The 16,074-nt window shown below is 49.1% G+C and carries 16 protein-coding genes; 12 read left to right on the top strand and 4 right to left on the bottom strand.

Annotated features, from left to right (window positions below; translation table 11 throughout):
* Positions 1 to 150 precede the first annotated feature (150 nt).
* The 9 genes from NNL21_RS13380 (at position 151) to NNL21_RS13340 (ending at position 8,362) form a co-directional block, all read left to right on the top strand.
* Positions 151 to 867 (top strand): polysaccharide deacetylase family protein, encoded by a 717-nt coding sequence (locus NNL21_RS13380; protein ID WP_204819469.1) that lies wholly within the window; start codon positions 151 to 153, stop codon positions 865 to 867.
* A gap of 4 nt (positions 868 to 871) precedes the next feature.
* On the top strand, positions 872 to 1,792 hold the full coding sequence (locus tag NNL21_RS13375) for a methionyl-tRNA formyltransferase (protein ID WP_204819468.1): 921 nt from the start codon (positions 872 to 874) through the stop codon (positions 1,790 to 1,792).
* 40 nt (positions 1,793 to 1,832) lie between these two features.
* Entirely contained in the window at positions 1,833 to 2,816 is a 984-nt protein-coding gene (locus NNL21_RS13370) for an NAD-dependent epimerase/dehydratase family protein (protein WP_204819467.1), read from the top strand.
* Between the two features lie 37 nt (positions 2,817 to 2,853).
* Positions 2,854 to 3,648, top strand: a complete 795-nt coding sequence (locus tag NNL21_RS13365) for a glycosyltransferase family 2 protein (RefSeq protein WP_204819466.1) — start codon at positions 2,854 to 2,856, stop codon at positions 3,646 to 3,648.
* A 19-nt stretch (positions 3,649 to 3,667) separates the two neighbouring features.
* Positions 3,668 to 4,465, top strand: a complete 798-nt coding sequence (locus tag NNL21_RS13360) for a glycosyltransferase family 2 protein (RefSeq protein ID WP_204819465.1) — start codon at positions 3,668 to 3,670, stop codon at positions 4,463 to 4,465.
* Positions 4,466 to 4,620: 155 nt separating this feature from the next.
* Positions 4,621 to 5,805, top strand: a complete 1,185-nt coding sequence (locus tag NNL21_RS13355) for a phosphotransferase (protein ID WP_204819464.1) — start codon at positions 4,621 to 4,623, stop codon at positions 5,803 to 5,805.
* Between the two features lie 36 nt (positions 5,806 to 5,841).
* Entirely contained in the window at positions 5,842 to 7,554 is a 1,713-nt protein-coding gene (locus tag NNL21_RS13350; protein ID WP_256555206.1) for an HAD-IIIC family phosphatase, read from the top strand.
* A complete protein-coding gene (locus NNL21_RS13345) occupies positions 7,551 to 7,784 on the top strand; it encodes an acyl carrier protein (protein WP_204819463.1) in 234 nt (77 codons plus the stop codon). Before NNL21_RS13350 ends, NNL21_RS13345 begins: the two co-directional genes overlap by 4 nt.
* On the top strand, positions 7,781 to 8,362 hold the full coding sequence (locus NNL21_RS13340; protein WP_204819462.1) for a GNAT family N-acetyltransferase: 582 nt from the start codon (positions 7,781 to 7,783) through the stop codon (positions 8,360 to 8,362). Before NNL21_RS13345 ends, NNL21_RS13340 begins: the two co-directional genes overlap by 4 nt.
* Positions 8,363 to 8,383: 21 nt before the next feature.
* Here NNL21_RS13340 and NNL21_RS13335 read toward each other — a convergent pair whose 3' ends face one another.
* Together NNL21_RS13335 and NNL21_RS13330 are read right to left on the bottom strand one after the other, a co-directional pair.
* The gene (locus tag NNL21_RS13335) at positions 8,384 to 8,941 is read right to left on the bottom strand and encodes a hypothetical protein (protein ID WP_204819461.1); all 558 of its coding nucleotides are present in this window, start codon (positions 8,939 to 8,941) and stop codon (positions 8,384 to 8,386) included.
* 317 nt (positions 8,942 to 9,258) lie between these two features.
* The gene (locus NNL21_RS13330; protein ID WP_204819460.1) at positions 9,259 to 10,347 is read right to left on the bottom strand and encodes an aminoglycoside phosphotransferase family protein; all 1,089 of its coding nucleotides are present in this window, start codon (positions 10,345 to 10,347) and stop codon (positions 9,259 to 9,261) included.
* 172 nt (positions 10,348 to 10,519) lie between these two features.
* On the opposite strand from NNL21_RS13330, the gene NNL21_RS13325 reads away from it, so the two are divergent.
* Both NNL21_RS13325 and NNL21_RS13320 read left to right on the top strand, forming a co-directional pair.
* Positions 10,520 to 11,611 carry a YheC/YheD family endospore coat-associated protein gene (locus NNL21_RS13325; RefSeq protein ID WP_204819459.1) on the top strand — a complete coding sequence of 364 codons (1,092 nt, stop codon included), beginning with the start codon at positions 10,520 to 10,522 and terminating at the stop codon, positions 11,609 to 11,611.
* A 76-nt stretch (positions 11,612 to 11,687) separates the two neighbouring features.
* Positions 11,688 to 12,680: a ketoacyl-ACP synthase III gene (locus NNL21_RS13320; RefSeq protein WP_305880775.1), complete on the top strand. Its 993-nt coding sequence runs from the start codon at positions 11,688 to 11,690 to the stop codon at positions 12,678 to 12,680.
* Positions 12,681 to 12,825: 145 nt separating this feature from the next.
* Here the strand turns inward: NNL21_RS13320 and NNL21_RS13315 are convergent, their stop codons facing one another.
* A complete protein-coding gene (locus NNL21_RS13315) occupies positions 12,826 to 13,656 on the bottom strand; it encodes a mechanosensitive ion channel family protein (protein ID WP_256555205.1) in 831 nt (276 codons plus the stop codon).
* A gap of 125 nt (positions 13,657 to 13,781) precedes the next feature.
* Complete coding sequence (locus tag NNL21_RS13310) at positions 13,782 to 14,684, bottom strand: LysR family transcriptional regulator (protein WP_204819458.1); 903 nt, start codon at positions 14,682 to 14,684, stop codon at positions 13,782 to 13,784.
* Positions 14,685 to 14,793: 109 nt separating this feature from the next.
* Between NNL21_RS13310 and NNL21_RS13305 the strand changes: the two genes are divergently transcribed.
* Entirely contained in the window at positions 14,794 to 16,071 is a 1,278-nt protein-coding gene (locus NNL21_RS13305) for an adenylosuccinate synthase (RefSeq protein WP_204819457.1), read from the top strand.
* Positions 16,072 to 16,074: the final 3 nt, after the last annotated feature.

Here is a 16,074-nt window from a genome sequence, read left to right as displayed (position 1 = left end):
ACCATTTGTTTGGTATGGATACAACCCTATAGGTAAACGTGGTGTCTGAAAATCATATACAGCATAAACTGGCATGGAACGTTTTCGATTCCTTGTCTCTACATGTGAGGTGAATAAGTGAACCCTTTTTCTTATATGGAGTATTCCGAATTGCTTCGAAATCTTGCAGCTTCCCGTCATTATATGGATTTCAGCAAAGTAAACCGGGACACCAAGAACTTTATCGTCTTGCGCCACGATGTGGAATTTTCCATAGAAAGAGCTCACAAAATGGCGATTCTAGAGAGTATGCTTGGCATACGCTCTAGTTATTTGTTTCAAATTCGGAATGATGCGTACAATTTGTTCTCGGCGGGAAATATTCAGACCGTCCGGAACATACACGAGATCGGCCATTACATCGGCCTCCATGTGCATTTGGGAATGCTGGAAAGCAGAGATCAGCTTCAAGATTATATTATTCAAGATGTAGAGATCATGGAAAAAATGCTGGGCATACCGATTGACCGTTTTTCCTACCATCGTCCTTCCAAAGAAATTTTAACGCTTGGATTAAAAATCGATGGACTGATAAATACCTATGACGATTTGTATTTCAAATTTCAAGAAAAGGATTGGTCTGAATTAACCATAAAGTATATCGCAGATTCCCGGCATCAATGGAAGTACGGTTATCCTGACAAGAAAATCTTAAAAAAACAATCCAAAATCCAGCTTCTCATCCATCCTGATGAATGGACGACGGCCGGCTACACTTCGAATACTAACTTCCGAATGCTCCAGCATGAGAAGAGAATGGAATTTAACAACACGTTAAAATCGGAATGCAACCACTTCGAACAAGACATACAAATCAGCGGGGAGTGAGAACATGAACTATAAAGTTGTCATATTTGGCAACAAATCGACAACGATGCGATACATTGAGCACATTCATCGCCAACTCATTCCCATAGACCTCATCGTCACAGTAGACAGCGCCAAATACGAACATGCCATATCCGGATTCGGCAACGTTGTCGAGTGCGCCCAGAGCCTGGGCATTCCAACCATGATCGTCGACGATTACTCGTTACGCAGCCCGGAATGCATGGCGTTTTTTTCATCAAACGAATTTGACCTCGGAATTTCCGTCGGCTGGCAGAGGCTTATCCCGCAAGCTGTGCTAAGCCGGTTTCAAACCGGGGTATTCGGATTTCACGGCAGCCCCGGCCATCTTCCTTACGGGAGAGGCCGCTCGCCCCTGAATTGGTCCATCATCAAGGGCCATACCCGGTTTCTCAATAACCTGTTTATGTACAATGAGGAAGCGGACAGAGGGGGCATACATTCCATCAAAGTATTTGAAATTAATGAATTCGATACGATGGAATCGTTGCATTACAAGACCGTGCTCGTCGGACTGGAGCAGGTTGCCGAATTGATCAAGGACTACCGTAAACATTCTATTTTCCTGGAACCCCAAAGATCCAACTTATCGACCTGGTACCCAAAACGAACGCCTGAAGACGGGAAAATATCGCTGCTATCTTCAACAAAGGAAATTTACAATTTGGTGCGTGGGGTGTCCCGTCCCTTTCCCGGCGCTTTCTTGCATTCCGCCGATCAGAAGAAACTGATTATATGGGAAGCCGTCCCCTTCGACGCGTTTATAGATACTTCAAAATATCTGGTAGGAGAAGTTATCGCCGCTTTTGAAGCCCAATTCGTTATGAAGACCGTTGACGGCTCAATTTTGGTGAAAAAATATGACTATCCCGGCGTCGTTAAACAACATGATTTATTTAGCTAGCCCTTGCCGTTTAAAACAAATTTACAGGAGGTGAGCGTTCGTGAAGATTCTCGTTACAGGCGGGGCCGGGTTCATAGGATCCCATCTGGTTAAAAAGCTGATTGACATGAATCATACGGTTATCACACTGGATAATCTTCTTACAGGAAAAATAACCAATCTTGGTGAAGTGATCCATCACCCGAACCATACCTTCGTTCAAGGCTCCGTGCTCGATCGTGAATTGCTGAGCCGCATCATCAACCAATGCGATGTCGTCTATCACCTTGCGGCCGTACTCGGCATCAAAACAATTGTGGAAAACCCGCTGAGAGTCATAGAGGATAATATCGGAGGATCGATGAACGTGTTCGAGCTCGCGTATAAGCGGAAGTGCAAAGTGGTTTTCGCTTCGACTTCCGAGGTTTACGGCAAAAACGATAATCTGCCTTTTCATGAGAACTCCGACAGGCTGCTGGGACCGCCTGACGTCCATCGATGGAGCTATGCTACCGCTAAGGCGATTGAGGAGCATCTGTGCTTTGCTTATGCGGACAAAGGGCTTCCCGTCACGGTAGTTCGATATTTCAACACTTATGGTCCGAGAGCGACGGCGACCCAGTACGGCGGGGTCATTCCAATCTTTATTACGGCCGCCTTGAAGGGATCCCCCATTACCATACATGGGGACGGCAAACAAACGCGCTCCTTTACGTTTATTGAAGATACCGTTCGCGGAACCCTATTATGCCAAGACGCTAAACATAACGGTCAAGTCTTCAATATCGGAATGGACGAAGTCGTTTCCATCAATGCGCTTGCGGAAAAAATCAAAAAAATTACCGCCTCAAACTCCGCTATAATATACATTCCCCATTCAAACGTTTATGGAAAAAACTTCGAGGATACCCCAAATCGAATTCCTGATTTGACGAAATCGCGCAAGATTTTAAAATATTCCCCTGAGATTGAACTCGTACAAGGTTTGAGAAGAACAGTCGCCTGGTATAGAGCTGAAATGAATACAGATACGGAAAGAATTTAATGCGGAAATTTCGGCCCAACTGAGGGAGGTAATTTCATTGGAGAGCCAAGTAACCGTCTTGATACCCTTTTATAATGCCGGCCGGTATTTGAAAGAAGCTGTCGAATCCGTTTTTATGCAGACCTACACCGATTGGGAATTGATTCTTATTGACGATTGTTCGACGGACCTGTATTGGCCGGGGATCAAAACATATATGGACGACAAACGCGTAAAGCTGTTTCGCCATATCTCGAATAAAGGCCAGTCCAAGAGCTTGAATACAGGTCTCCAGCATGTTAGAACGCCTTTTGTCATCCAACTTGACGCCGATGATTTGTTTTATCCTTACACGTTGGAGACGATGGTAAAAGAGGCCCAAACCGTGTCCGAGAAAGTAGGCGCGATCTCGGGCAATGCTTTCATTTTTTATGAAACCAAAAAAGGTGAAATAGAACGGTCGGAAATTCGCAACGGTCGATCCTACGATGAAAAATATGAATTCTTGTTGACAAACAGAACTTTAATGCCTCGCTTCTACAGAACATCGGCCCTTCGTAAAATTAACGGTTGGCCGACGGACGATCCATACAAGGGACGGTATCGCGAGGATATGAGGATCCTCTACCGGCTAATTGAGCACTATGATTTTCATTGGATAGACGAATTGTTATACAAGCATCGCAGGCATCGAACCAACCATACGCGGCAAGTCAAAAAGTACTCGGAACTCGTTGACTGGAGCGTTCGCGATGCTCTGAAACGATGGGGCGATCATTATTCCCCCGTCTTTATAACAATAAATGAAGGATGGAAAAGGATATCTCATTTGGAACCCAAAAAGGTACCTTAGCAGAAGGAGAGTACTTCCAATGAATACTAGTCTCGTTACCGTTGTCGTTCCTACTTACAATAAAGAAAAATTCATTAAGAACGCTTTGAATTCCATCTCCATGCAGACCTATACGGACTGGAGGCTTCTTGTCATAGACGATGCGTCTACGGACGGCACAGTCGGTATAATCAAGAAAAACATTGATCCGGACAAAACAAGGCTGATCGAATTGAAAGAAAACAAAGGGATTTGTCATGTGTTAAATACGGCCCTTAAACATATCGATACGAAATATTTCGTACAAGTCGACGGAGACGATTGGATCGAGCCGAACGCGCTGGAAACGATGTTGACAAAAATGGAAAAAGAACCCCGGACCACGGCAATGGCTTACGCAAATACCGTTCATTGGATCCATAAGAACGGCATCGATCGTTTTAACGAAATGAGACAAAGAAAAGCCTTTAAAGACAAGTATGATTTTGTCACTTATGAATCCATGGTGCAGCTCAGGTTTTATCGCACGGACTGCGTGCGCGGTGTAGACGGCTGGGAGACGGACGATCCAAGCAAGGGTAGAATACTGGAGGACCGCCGCATGGTGCTGAGGCTTCTGGATAAATATAAGCTCTGTTATGTGAATAAATATTTGTACCATTTGAGGAATACGGGAAAAAATCTGAGCTCAGACAAATATGCCCGGGCTTATAGTAAAGCTATTGTGTATTTTACCGATCGGGCTCTTCGCAGATGGGGGAATAAATACAAGGCGAAGTACAGCCATTCCCCTTCGCTTTGGCCGAAGATACAATTAATTAGAGTTAAAAAGAAATAGTCATGCATACGTATTACGGCAACTGGCGGACCGACGGGAGATGGACGGAGAACAGGCGTTATAACCGGAGACTTGACGCTTCCGGTTTTTTAATGTCACGTTGGCGGTTTGCAACATATGATACTGAAAGAATCTGGAGTGGAGGCTCATGAAATATGGTGAATGAATACGATCCCGACGGTTACGAGCGTGGCCGTGCAGATGGATACACGAAGGGGATGCGAGACGGCTATAACAAGGGGCTCGAGGATGCGAAGGATGCTTCCGTCAATCCGCCTCTTAATGCGATCAGTCTGAAATGGCGGGAATATCAATGCGCCGACAAATTTGCCGCCCATTTCGGTTCAGCCGTTAAATTGAACGACCGGAACATGGAAGAGTTGAAAGAAACTGCGAAAAGCGCGATCTGGAAGCTCGAAATCGCGGTGAACGGGAACTCCGTTCCCATTATTCTCAAAATGTTCAAAGCCCCGATCGCCGATCAAGATCTGATCGAGTTGAATATGTACCGCGAAGCGAGCGGCATTCTGTCGGACTTGATGCCCGCCATATTTATGATTCAAGAACGAATGAACGGCGACGATACCTGGGTCTTTATGGAGTACGTCCCTCAATTGAAAGGGCAGGTTATCTTTACGCCGGATCATTTTGACCGCATTATTCCAGCCTTGGCGAAGCTCCATGCCCAGACGTATAATGACCGCTTCTACAGTCACTGGGATTTGTTTGCGGATTGGCTTCCCCGCTACGATTCGGAGACCACCTCTCTCGAACGCCAGAAGACGCACAAGGAAACGTTGGAGTATTTGGATAAAGCGATGGAACGTCCGGAACTAAGACAAAGGCTGGAAACCAGCAGCGATATGCTCCGGCGCGTATTGAAGAAAGGGCCGATTTATTTTCCGGAACTCGTTCAAGCCGGGAAAAGCATTATCCACAACGATCTTCAGACGCCGAATATCGGCTGCGGCAACGTGGAAGAAGCGGACTGGAACATTAAATTCATCGATTGGGAAGGCGCCCGATTCGCTCCATGCTGGTTCGACATGTTTAATTTAATTGGCGTGTTTTTTGCATACCGGAAAGACTGGAGAAGCGCCGAGGAATCGGTCATCCACCGTTGCGCGCATCTGTATGCTGCCGAGATGCTGAAATACGGCATCCGATTCGACGGGGATCCGGTCCGATTATATAAGATGGCTTATCTTCAGCGGGTATTGGAACGAAGCTTGCATCTGCAGCTTCACTGGGCGACGGACGGGCAGAAGCCGGCCTTCTTACTGGAGGGTTACTTGGAGAAAATCAACGTTTGGGGCAAGGAACTCGGATTGCATGCATGATGAACCGGGCGCTAGCGCGGATAGGAGGTGTAGCGGGTGAACGATACTTTGAATGCGCTGGATATGGCAGAATCTCTGCTCTACGCCCTGCCCACCAGAGCGCGAATTGCCGGAATCCCTAAGGCAGCGGACCGACATGTCTACAAGATCAGAGTCGATCGATCGATGCCCTTTGAATTTATCGCGAATTTGACGCCCGCGTTCTGCGGATTATGGAAGAGCGACGTCCGTTTCGATTATTCCGATTACGATGCGGCATTGTCCGGTATCGGTGGGAATCATCAAGCGGATGCTTACATCATCTGGTTGGACTGGCGTATCTATTCGCAATCGATGACGGCGCAAGAGGCCGTCGATTGGTTGAACACGCGGATCACGCAGCTTCGCGGCGCAACGGATAAACCGATCTGGGTCAATAACTGGCCTCAGCTGCGCAAGGACGGCGATCTGCTGTTCGGCCACCGCGTAAGCGGCCGCGACTGGTTTCTGAAATTAAACGGATGTCTGGCAGAGCTTATGGAACGAAGCGCAGGCTGTGAGTTGATCGATTTGGACCGATTGGCACAAGAAGAGGCGGAATCGTTTTACGACGAACGCAATGAAGACATGAGCCATTTTCCGTTATCCGATCGGGCAACGATTACCGTCGCCCGTCATCTTGGCGTGCATCTATTCCCCGCCGCGTTTGCGCCCCGGCTTAAAGCGATCGCTCTGGATATGGACGATACGCTGTACAGCGGGGTCTTGGGGGAAGACGGGATCGATGGGGTCGTTCTTTCGGAGGGACACTGCCGTTTGCAAAAGCTGCTGCTCCGGCTGAAACAATCCGGAATGCTGCTTACGGTGTGCAGCCGCAACGAGGAACGGGACGCAAGAGCTTTATTTGACGGGAGAGACGATTTCCCGTTGAAGTGGAACGATTTCGCGGCCGTTTACGCCAATTGGCAGCCGAAATCGGAAAACTTGAGCCGGTTGGCGCAGCAGCTAAACATCGATCCCTCGGCCTTTTTATTTCTAGATGACAATTCGGCCGAACTGCTTAAGATGGCAGCTGCGCTGCCTGACGTTCGCCTGTTTCGCGCGAGCCGGAGCGGGATGGAGACCATGAACGGACTCAGCCATTATCCGGGTCTGTATCAGTTTCGCCCCGATGATGAAGCTTCGTCAAGAACAGCCGACATCCAAGCCAATCAGGCTCGGGAAAGAACCAGGCAAGCGGCTTCCAGCTTCGAAGACTATTTGGAAAGTTTGAAGATGGTCGTAAGCTTGTACGAGAATGAACCGTCTCATGCCGGGCGGTTATATGACCTAAGCCGAAAAACGAATCAATTCAATTTGGCGATGCGGCGAATGACGGAAATCGAAGCTAAAGAAGCGATGGACAAAGACCGTTATTTGACGGTTACGGTCCGTCTCTCCGATCTGTTGGCCGATAGCGGCATTATCGGCGTGTTCGTATGCCGGCTGGAAGGCGAGCAAGCGTCTTTGATCGAAACGCTCTTTAGCTGCAGGGCGCTTGGGCGCGAGATCGAAACGGTTGCTTTCGCGAAGGTTCTGAAGAAATTGATTGCTAAAGGCGTCAAGCGATTGAGCATCGATCGGATCGAGGGACCCCGGAACGGCCCCGCCTTAGACTGGTTAAAGCGGTATGTGCCCGATTCCGGCGGTTCATATTTGCTACGCACCTTGCATGCCCGCGTCAACAAAGCGTGCAGAAACCATCCTGCCGAGATAGAGGTGATCCCATGAAGAACGAATTGCGCAATCAGATCCGTTCGATCTTGTCGGAGGTGCTGAACACGACATTATTAGCGGTAGATAATCCGAGACGGAATGAACTGGCGAACTGGGATTCATTGAAGCATATGGAACTCATTCTCCGTCTTGAAGAACAGTTTCATATCCGCTTCTCGATCAAGGAGGTTGCCGATATTCAAAGCTTGAACGATATCGTCAAGATTATAGAGGTGAAATCGTGAACCATACTATCACCGTTGAACGCTTCGGGATTCGCTTAAGACCGGTTACAATGGACGATGCCGATTTTATATACGAACTAAGAAGATCGCCGGAGTTATCCAAATATATCGGAGAATTCGATTCCCGTTACTCCGTTCACCGTTTATGGCTGGAACAGTACTTTCACCGAGAGGGCGATTACTACTTCTGCATCGAGCTGCTCTCGGGGAAAGCCGTCGGTACGATTGCGATTTATGATATTGCTGAAAAGAAAGGGAATTGGGGAAGATGGATCATTTCCCCCGATATTCCGGCTGCCCCCGCCAGCGTATGGCTTGTTTTTCATGTCGCATTTGATATCTTAGGCTTGTCAAGCGTCTATTCCAACACGGTTATGGATAATGCCAGCGTCGTCTCGTTTCACGATAACTGCGGGCTGCCCCGCACGGGAATCGAGCACGGCGGTCTCACGATCAAAGGCGTTTCCTACGATACGGTCCTTCATTCGGCGACGAAGGAGAATTGGCCGTCCATTCAAGAGAAATTGGAAAAGCCGGCAGCCTTGGCGGAGCGTCTGCTGCAGGAGGACGGAGGTTGAAACAGCTTCGGACAGCCCGTACTAATGCCGATCGCCATCGTATCTGAAGCTGCCGTAGTCAATGACGATAATCCGATTGTTATCGCGTGACACGGCCAAGTTTTTGCTTCGGAGACTTCGCGCAACGATCCCTTCGTTTAGAAACCTTCTTCTCAACCGGAGCAGCTTTGTCTCGTATTCTTCTGTCAGCGATTCCATTCGATGCATTTTTTTCATGACAACCCATCCATCGCCATATTCGATTACGGGACAAAGATGCCTACGCAATCTGGAAGAACAACGATTATAGAGTTGGAACTCGGTCCGATTGCTGGTCAGTCCCTTTTTGGAATGGGCGATTTTGACTACGTATCCGTTATCGAGGTCGTATACAATTCTTGTCTTCCCAATGCCGATGATTTTATAATTCAATCGTAAAGCCTTCTCGATTTTCTTTTGCTTTTCCGTTGATGATCCATCATGATTCATTTGCGAAATCCATCGCTGAATCGATTGTATGTCGCGATCGGACAAGATTTTACTATCGGACATTTCTTTTGAGCTTTTCTTCGTCGCGCTTGTTCTAAGCATCCGTCCCACTGTATCTGCCACCTTTATCTAAATTAGCCCGTACCCTGTACCTGAACTGTGACCCCGTTTATGGACATTTAATTAAAGTGCTAAGCCGAAAGTAGATGACTCCTGTATTTATCAGGAGTCATCTTTTTTTAATCCCCATTGTTCCTCGCATCATCCGGAGTCTTATCGATTCTACCGAGTTGATATATTATATGCTGATCATTCGTTCTCTTATAGGTATATTTGAATTATCGTTCAAATACAAAGAAGGGCCACAGTCGCCCAAAAACCCACGTTTCGCGCGTGTCGAAAAAAGCATAGTCCCATGCTCCCGGACATTAATGCAGCCCGATCTTCTTCTCCAAAACTCTAATTTTCTCCAAGTAAACCCGCAGCAGCTTCGCTTCTTTTTTTCCGGTCACGGCCCAATTCAACTGCAGATACAAGCCTCTTTCAAGTACCCGTTTCAGATAGGCCATTTGATATAATTTCATGGGATCGGTCTTGAAAACCACGCCGTTCTTTCTCATCTCGTCGGCATACAATTGAACGCACCGTTTGGTTATCTCCTCTTCTTCGTCCTTCCACTCTCTCCGGTACGCCAAAAAAACGCCGATCAAATTAACGAGATCAAACCAGCAAGGAGCGAATTTCGCGCCTTCCCAATCGATGAATTTAACATCCCAGACTAGCTCTTTCACGTTGTCGCAAGCCATATTGGCCGTATGCAAATCACCGTGTACAATACTTAGTCCTGCCTGGCTCACCTCTGGAAAATAACCCGGGCCTTTGTTCAGTATATTCCGAAGCAGGCTGTAATAGGGTTGCACAATTGCTTTGAGTTTGGGTATGTGCATCGCTTCGTCAAGATGCTGCAGCGTCGCTTTGTTTAAACGGACTCGTTCCGCCAGCATTTCTTCCGAATCGAATCGGGGAAGCCAGCCTGCAAACATTTCTTTATGCCGCAGGAACTTTTCATTCATTGTAGCGGCATGAAGCCTCGCCAGCGTTGGAATGATCCTGTCGAAGTGATCCGGATTATATTCGACCTGTCCCTTGACGGGTTCGACGTATTCCATGAATACCCACAAGTCGCGTCCATTAATGTTTCGTTTGGTTAAATATATTCGAGGCATAAACGGCTGCAGCACTTTTCTGGCCCGGCGGTATATATTCTTTTCTACAGTGCTTTCCGGACGAGGCTTTCTTAATTGTTTCGAAATTTTTAGAATGACTGGCATGCTTGTATGCCCGGATTTGATTTCAAGCTTCCATATGCTGCTTTTGTAGGAATCCTTTAAACACTTCATGTTTCGATGATTCAAGGTTACGGTCCCGTTTAAAATGGGTTTGAATGCGTCTGCAAATTGCATCTTGCGCCATTTTCTGCGAATCAATCTTGGGTTGATTTCTTTGAGTCGGCTCATATGCGCTCATCCCTCTTCTCGCCTTTGTTCTATTCTATGTTGAAGAAGCTATAATGAGATGGTTATTGAACCATGGAGACAGATGTTCCTAACATGCATTCGTCCAAGCATGCCGACTCTCGCCAACATAATCTAATAGGAAAACAGGATATTCGGAAGGACTGTTGGTGCATTGGATAGGCGATATGTAGGCATACTGCTTAACAAATCTGTGTTTGAAGGAATTCCTTCCGGCAATACGAAGCATGAAGCAATCCGCTTTTATGAAGAAGCCGGGCATCTGCACGGACTAACGCCGTGTTATTTTCGTTTGCAGGACATTCGTTTGCATCAGCATACCGTTAACGCATATGTCAAAAATCATTCGGGATATATTCGAACACAGCTCTCCATTCCGGCAGTCATCCACAACCGTGCATTATTTACCCATACAGGCCCCAAAAAACAAATCAAAAAACTGGTTCAATCGGGGATTCAGGTGTTTAATGGCTGGAACCGGTACGGTAAGCTCCACATTCACAATCTGCTAATGGAAAATATTTCGCTGCGCCCGCATATTCCCGGCACAGTTGCGGCCACACCGGATGCCCTGAAGGATATGATGGCGCTGTACGACTCGCTCATCCTGAAACCGAACAGCAGCAGCATCGGCCGTGGAATTATGAGATTGGACCGTTCTCCAGCGGAATGGCAGCTTACGTACCGTACCCGGGATGGATGGAGAAAGCATCGGTTTGTGAGCCAGATTCCTCTATTCTTGAAGCGGAAGCTGCAGCGGGATCAATACATTGTTCAGCAAAGGCTTCCGCTCGCAACCTATAATGGCTGCCCGTTTGATCTTCGCGTGTCCATCCAGCGCACTCATACTGGCGATTGGGCCATGACAGGGATCGCCGCGAAGGTTGCCGCCAAGAACGCCTTTATTACGAATGTAGCCCAAGGAGGCACCGTATACCGGCTGGAGGAAATATTGCGGCAATATCCCGAGTTGAATGCGGCGCAGGTACGGAATAATATTGAAGACTTCTGTTTGCATGCTGCCCGCCATTTGAGCGGTTATTTGCCTCATCTTGCGGATGTCGGATTTGACATCGGCTTAACGAGCAGCGGCTACCCCCTGTTTGTGGAATGCAACGGGAGAGATCTGCGTTACAGCTTTCAGAAGGGAAATATGCCTCAGGAGTGGAGAGCGACTTATACGAATCCGATCGGATTCGCGCGTTATTTGCTGGATGGTAAAGTGCCTCCTAACCGCGGCCTTTGACAGCATCAAGATTATTAGGTAAAGTAGTGATATTAGTATCTGGTACTAATATCTGATCATAAAGGAGCTGTTCCCTATGCAGGAACCGCAATTCATGTCCCATGCGACTCTTACGGCTTTCGGAGCCTATGTGCCGGAACGTGTCTTAAGCAATGCCGACATGGAGCAAATCGTCGAGACAAGCGACGAATGGATCGTCCAACGCACCGGCATTCATGAACGGCGCATCGCTGCCGAAGACGAGTATTGCAGCGATCTGTGCTTTGCCGCCATTCGCAATATGCAAGCCCGGTACGGTTCCGTTTTGACGGACGTCGACTTCATCCTGGTCGCAACATCATCGCCGGATACTTTCTTTCCGAGCATGTCCGCGCGCATCCAAGCGGAATTCGGTATCGGAGCGTGCGGCGCGGCCGACATTCAAGCGGCTTGCGCCGGATTCGTAACCGCACTCCAGCTTGCGAACGGCCTTCTGCTGACGGGCGTTCACCGCAAAATACTCGTGGTCGGCGCGGAAACGCTCTCCAAGATCACCGACTATACCGACCGTACGACATGTATTCTGTTCGGGGACGGGGCAGGAGTGGCATTATTGGAGAGGAGCGATGAAGGAGCGTTTATCGGATCGTACGTTTCCACCTCGGGTGAAGACAGCCATCAGTTGTATCGATCCAGCTTGTCTTCATCGATTAATGGGCAGCCGATCACCCCAAACGGGAAAATCATCCAGAACGGTAGAGAAGTATATAAATGGGCGGTCAGTCAATTGCCTAAGGGCATCTCTGCGATTATGGAACGATACGGATATGACACCGCAGATTTGGATTGGTTTGTTCCGCACAGCGCCAACATGCGGATCATCGACTCTGTATGCGAAAAGACCGGCATTCCGGTCGAAAAAACGCTGACAAGCATCGCTGCATACGGGAACACTTCGGCAGCCTCCATTCCGTTGGCGCTTGATCTGGCGATGAAGGAAAGCCGGATCAAGACAGGCGATCTCGTACTGCTGTACGGTTTCGGCGGCGGTTTGACGGAAGCCGCCTTGTTGATGCGCTGGACACTTTAGGTAAGCTGCGGAGAAGACTTGGGGATCAGACAAGATAGGAATGCAAAAAAATGAGGATTCTCCCTAGGAAGAATCCTCATTTTTCATGGATTGAATCCATATCACGTTCAGTATTCTTTGTGTATATGACCGTCTGCCTCAGCCGCTAGGCAATAGCGACGTCCCTCGCCCTCAGTTCATGGACAAGCGCCTTGCGCAGCTCCCTTCCCGCCGTCCAGAAGTGCTCGTCCTTGACCAGACAGGTTACGGTATACTTTGCGCCAAGCTGATTGTTTTCCATCTCGGCAAGGCCATATAGCTTCGGAGGCTCCACGGGTACTCCATCCGGGTCCGTCAAGAACAGGTGTGGCATTGTCTCTGTCAGCCGATGGGATATGGCATGCACCGCTTGCTCGATTACCGACGGATCCGTATCAAACGGGATGGACACGTTGACGATTGCGCGCATTCTTTCCCGGTTATAGTTCTGGCTCACTTTGATTTCCGAGTTTTGAATGACGACCATATGCTGCGCCCACGTACGAATCTTAGTCGCGCGAAGGCCGACGCTCATCACGGTCCCGTTAATTTGGCCGTTATTGATTGAGACATAGTCGCCGACGGAGAATTGATCTTCGAATATAATAAAGAATCCCGTAATTAAATCCTTCACAAGCGTTTGGGCGCCGAAGCCGACGGCAAGACCAAGAACACCAGCTCCTGCAATGATCGGTCCAACCTGAATCCCAATGTTGCTCAAGCACATGAGTGCGGCAACGATAAAAAGCACATATTTCGTAAATGACAGCAGCAGCGATTCCAGTGTATCCCGCTGCTTCAAGCCAAGACGTGTCAGTACGAACAAACGCTTGATGGCTGTCTTCCTTACCTTAAGGACAACCCATGTCATCAGCACAATGAATGCCAGCACAATCGATTTGCTGGCGACAAGTTTAAGGCCGTCGATCCAAAACTCTTTACCCATCCAATCAGCCACGATAATTCCTCTCCCTGCATATTAATTCCACTAATACCCCATTGAACGTCAGGTCATACATATCAGTGAAGCATTACTTTTCAGGCATACACAGCTCAGTCGTTCCCCCGCCACTCTGACCCAGCTTATAGCGTCTCTTCTGTAAGCATATGGATAAACCTGTCCGCCGCTGCGGGCAGAGGCGTGTCCTTCAAGGTGACGATCCCAGCTTTCCGGGGCGGAATCGGATGCGACAGGTTCACCTCATGCAGCATGCCTGCAGCGATATCGCTGGCCACGAACCGGCGGACAACGCAAGCGATGCCAAGCCCTGCTTTGGCAAAATCAGCGAGAAGATCGAGACTGCCAAGCTCAACCTCTGGTTTGAGCCGCACACCATGCTTCATTGCGACCTCATCGACATAAGCTCTTGTACTGCTGCCGCGTTCCAGCATCATTAGCGGCCGTTCCGCGAGCTCCTCCCACGAGATGGCGTTCAACTCCGGCTCCCGGTAAGACTCCCCCGCTACGAAACAATCGTGCAGGTCGATCGTTTCAAGAACGTTTACCTGCTTGTCCGCCGCGAACGGCAAATTGATGATGCCGATATCGATCTTCCCTTCTTTCAATAACGCCACCGTCTCCGGCGTCGTCCGATTCGTCACATGTACGCGTATCGCCGGATAGGCCTTGTGGTAGCTGCCCAGATGGGGGAGAAGCAGGTGCTTGCATAGCGTGTCACCCGCTCCGATCCGAACCTCGCCATCTTGCAGCTCATGCATCTCGGCCATCTTACGCTCTCCGTTGCGGATCAATTGGTACGCCTGATCGATATAGTGAAAGAGCGCTTCACCTTCTAGAGTCAGCTTTACCCCCTTGGATGTGCGGAGAAACAGTCTGCCGCCCAGCCGCTCCTCCAGCTGCTTGATCGAATGAGTGACCGCAGGCTGTGTAATGAACAGCTCGTCCGCCGCTTTAGTCAAGCTCCCAGTGATGGCCGTGTAATAAAAGACGCGGTAGAGCTCCAAGTTTTGAACAGGACGCGCCATTCCTATAAACCACCTTTATGATAGGTATGATTAACATTAATTATATTAATGCACTTACAATTATTATAATCAGATAAAGAAGGACATTTCAATAAGGAGGGCTTATCGAATGGGCGTAACAGCGATTGTCGGAGCGAATTGGGGAGACGAGGGCAAAGGTAAAATGACCGACGTCCTCGCGGCCGAGGCGGAATACGTCGTCCGTTTTCAAGGCGGCAGCAATGCGGGGCATACGATTATCAATGAATATGGCAAATTCGCGCTTCACACGCTGCCTTCCGGCGTGTTTCATCCGAACGTGACGAACGTGATCGGACCGGGAGCAGCGCTCCATATGGAAGACTTGTTCCATGAACTGGACGCATTGAAGGCGCGCGGCGTTCCGGCGCCAATATTGCTCGTCTCAGACCGGGCACAGCTCGTGCTGCCTTATCACAAACGGTTCGATGAATGGGAAGAGAAGCGGCTGGGGGACCGTAAATTCGGGTCGACCAAGGCGGGCATCGCGCCCTTCTACGCGGACAAATATGTAAAGCTTGGCATTCAAACCGGCGATTTGCTTGACGAACAACGACTGCGGCGCCGCGTCGAAGCCGCTCTTGAAATCAAGAATATTCTGGCTGTCCATCTGTATGGGAAACCGCCGTTCTCAGCCGAAATCATCGTCAGGGAATTGCTCTCACATGCCGCACGGCTTAAGCCGTTATTACAGGATACGACGACACTGCTGCACGAAGCGTTGAACCGGGGGGAACGGATCGTAGCGGAGGGACAGCTTGGCGCGCTGCGCGACCCTGACCACGGCATCTATCCGTATTCGACATCATCCTCGACGCTGGCAGGCTTCGCTTCGGTCGGCGCCGGACTGCCTCCTTACTCGATTAATCGGGTCATGGCGGTCATTAAAGCGTATTCAAGCGCGGTGGGCGAAGGGCCTCTCACCGCGGAAATCAGCGGTATCACGGCGGATGAACTCCGAACCCGAGGCGGGGATGCCGGCGAATATGGGGCTACAACGGGCAGGCCTCGTCGAATGGGTTGGTTTGATGCGGTCGCAACCTCTTATGGCTGCAAGCTGCAGGGCGCGACTGAAGCTGCTCTGACCAACTTGGATGTACTTGGCTATCTGGACGACATCCCGATTTGTACGGCTTACGATATTGAAGGCGATGTGACTCAGCAGTTCCCCGTGTCTTCCTTGCTTGAGAAGGCGAAGCCTGTATTCAAGACCCTTCCCGGATGGACAACGGCAATCTCACACATCAGACGATTCGAAGATTTGCCGCCGAACGCGCAGGGCTATGTCCTTGAGCTGGAACGTCGAATAGGAGTCCCCATCCGCTATGTTTCAGTTGGACCGGAGCGGGGTCAGTTCATCCAGCGGTAGGGC

The sequence above is a fragment of the Paenibacillus mendelii genome (assembly GCF_024498075.1).
GTDB lineage: Bacteria > Bacillota > Bacilli > Paenibacillales > Paenibacillaceae > Paenibacillus_Z > Paenibacillus_Z mendelii.
Note: the sequence above shows the minus strand (reverse complement) of the source record. Positions and strands in the feature narration are given on the sequence as shown.